General features: G+C 66.4%; 2 protein-coding genes. Both read left to right on the top strand.

Going from position 1 to position 2,575, the window contains the following annotated elements; genetic code table 11:
* Positions 1-511: 511 nt before the first annotated feature.
* The gene (locus KBX08_RS32855; protein ID WP_210787642.1) at positions 512-1,843 is read left to right on the top strand and encodes an ATP/GTP-binding protein; all 1,332 of its coding nucleotides are present in this window, start codon (positions 512-514) and stop codon (positions 1,841-1,843) included.
* Between the two features lie 88 nt (positions 1,844-1,931).
* Complete coding sequence (locus KBX08_RS32850) at positions 1,932-2,426, top strand: RloB family protein (protein ID WP_210787641.1); 495 nt, start codon at positions 1,932-1,934, stop codon at positions 2,424-2,426.
* Positions 2,427-2,575: the final 149 nt, after the last annotated feature.

Here is a 2,575-nt window from a genome sequence, read left to right as displayed (position 1 = left end):
AAGCCATGGCACTCGTCCAGGGCAGCTCGGAGGCGGCACGCCGCTACATCAGCGTCCTTGGCTGATCACCGACCACCACGATCTGTGTTGGCGAGGTCAAGGCGTCCCTTCGCGTCGCCATCGAAGCTGCCCGTCAGGGACGTCGGGTGTTGGACCAGGCCGCTTCCGACGCGGAGGCGGCAGCCCGGATGGCGGACGCCATCGTGCATTGGTTGAGCGCGGCAGTCGCGGACGCCGAGGTGGCCCGCGACAAAGCCGGCCGCTACGCCCGCCTCCTGGCCGAGGCTGCCCCGCCACATCACGGACGACGAGCTGGATGCCATCCTCGCCGAGGCAGTCAACCTCTCCTCACGGGCCTGAGGCGCGCAGCTTCGGCACTGACGGCATAGCGCCGTGATCAAAAGCGCCGCCAACGGCAAGGCTGGCCTGCGTCGGCCCTTTGTGCCGCCTTCTCGTGGTTTACTCGCAGAGATGTACTTGTAACCGCCCACGAGCTAGGGGCACGCGGCCAATGCTGCTGAGTTTTCGCTTCGCCAACCATCGTTCGTTTCGCGACGAGCATCAGCTGAACCTGACGCCCGTCTACGGCGACGGGGCCGAGGCCGACGAGCCGGCTCCGCAGGCGGTCCAAGTCGTCGGCATCTTCGGAGCCAACGCGTCGGGCAAGTCGAACTGCCTGGGCGCGCTGGCGTTCATGCGGCATATGGTCGTGGAGTCCGACCGGGCGGTTGAGCCCGGTGTGGGCCTGTCCCGGGAGCCGTTCCGGTTGGACCCGGAGGTCGCCGTCCAGCCATCGCGCTATGTCGTCGACCTTCGGCTCGGCGGGGTCAGACACACCTATGGCTTCACGATCGACGACGACCGGGTGCTGGAGGAGTGGCTCTACCACTATCCGCTGGGCCGCCGGCGGCGCGTATTCGAGCGCGACGGCGACGTCTTCAACTGGGGCGAGGAGTCGGGCCGGCGCAGCGACTTGGAGCAGATTGCTGGTATCACCGCGCCAACAGCTCTTTTTCTCAGCACTGTCGCGCGCTTCGGCCAGAGCCGCCCCCAACCGGATCCGACAAACCCACAGCCGTTGCACGACACCTACCGGTGGTTCTACCTGACCGGCCAACGGACTGACCCCAACTCTGGGCTGTCCGCCCTCGTCCGTATCGGCCAATCGGATGCCGAGGAGGTACGCCGCCTGGTCGTTGACCTGTTGCAGGCCGCCGATGTGGGGATCGTCGACGTCGTGATCGCCTCTGACTCGGGTGATGATCAGGCCGTCTGGTCCGACCTGCCAGCCAGGAGATCAAGCGACCGACTAAAAAGAGCCGTCGCGGCTATCCGGCCCTCGCCCCGCGTCCAGTTCGCTCATCAGGGTCCGCACGGCACCGCACTGCTCGACCTGCAGGACCAGTCGACGGGCACCCGGCAACTGCTGACCCTGGGTCTGCATGCCGCAGCGATGCTACGTACCGGCACCAAAATGCTGATCGACGAGATCGATGCGAGCTTGCCCCCGATCCTGCCCGCCAAGCTCATCAGCCTGTTCCGCAGCCCGGCCGCGAACCCCCTTGGCGGCCAACTCATCTTCACCAGCCACGACGCCGCCCTGCTCGGCACCCTCGACGCTGAAGAAATCCTCCGCCGCGACGAGATCTGGTTCGTGGAGAAGGACAACGAGGGTGCCTCCTCGCTGTATCCGTTGACCGACTTCAAGCCTCGGAAAGAAGGTGAGAACCGTCAGCGCCGTTACTTGAACGGCAACTATGGCGCAGTTCCCAACCTGTCCACCGACCTGTTTGAGCAGGCCCTTGCCACCCGTGGAGGATCGGATGACGCCCCGGCAGGGTGACCGGCGTGCCTCGGGCTCGATACGGTCCGGCCGTGGCCGCGAGACCGACCTCCGACGCCGCGCATCGACCCGAGAGCAGCGGACAACCGTGCTGATCGCCACCAATGGTGAATCCACGGAACGGGACTACTTCAACGGCCTCAAGCAGGAGGCGTGGGTGCGTCCTCGGGTGGTCGTCGTGGCAGAACGCGGCTCGCCGGTCAACGTGGTACGAGGTGCGGCGCGGCGTCGGCAGCGCGACGACTTCGACGAGGCGTGGGCCGTCTGCGATGTCGACGACTTCGCCACTGAGCCGGCGACCCGCGAATCTGCCGCTAACGACGTCAATCTGGCCTGGTCCAATCCCTGCTTCGAGGTGTGGCTACTGCTCCACTACGGCAACTGCACCCGATTCGTGGAGAACGCCAAGCGGGCCCGCGACCTGCTGCGGGAGCACGACCCCTCCTGGGACAAGACCAGGCTCGACTTCGGCAACTTCCGCGACCGGGTTGAGGACGCCTGTCAGCGGGCTGATCGACTCGACCCGCCCCCGGATGGCAATCCGTCTACCTCCGTTGGGCACATAGTCGCTGCGCTTCGTTGAGACAGGGAAGCCAGGTCAGGATGGCGCCCACGGTCCGCTGACGAACTGCCCGTTGCCGACGAACGGGCTGACGTTGGGCACGCACCCGCCCAGGCCCATCGTCTGGGTCATCATGACCGGGGCCGGCTTGCCGCGACCGCCGCACTTCA

The sequence above is a fragment of the Micromonospora sp. H61 genome (assembly GCF_018070325.1).
Taxonomy (GTDB): domain Bacteria; phylum Actinomycetota; class Actinomycetes; order Mycobacteriales; family Micromonosporaceae; genus Micromonospora; species Micromonospora salmantinae.
Note: the sequence above shows the minus strand (reverse complement) of the source record. Positions and strands in the feature narration are given on the sequence as shown.

Excerpts from the sequence above, each read along its gene's own strand:
- KBX08_RS32855 (WP_210787642.1), top strand. The coding sequence starts at position 512 with ATGCTGCTGAGTTTTCGCTTCGCCAACCATCGTTCGTTTCGCGACGAG.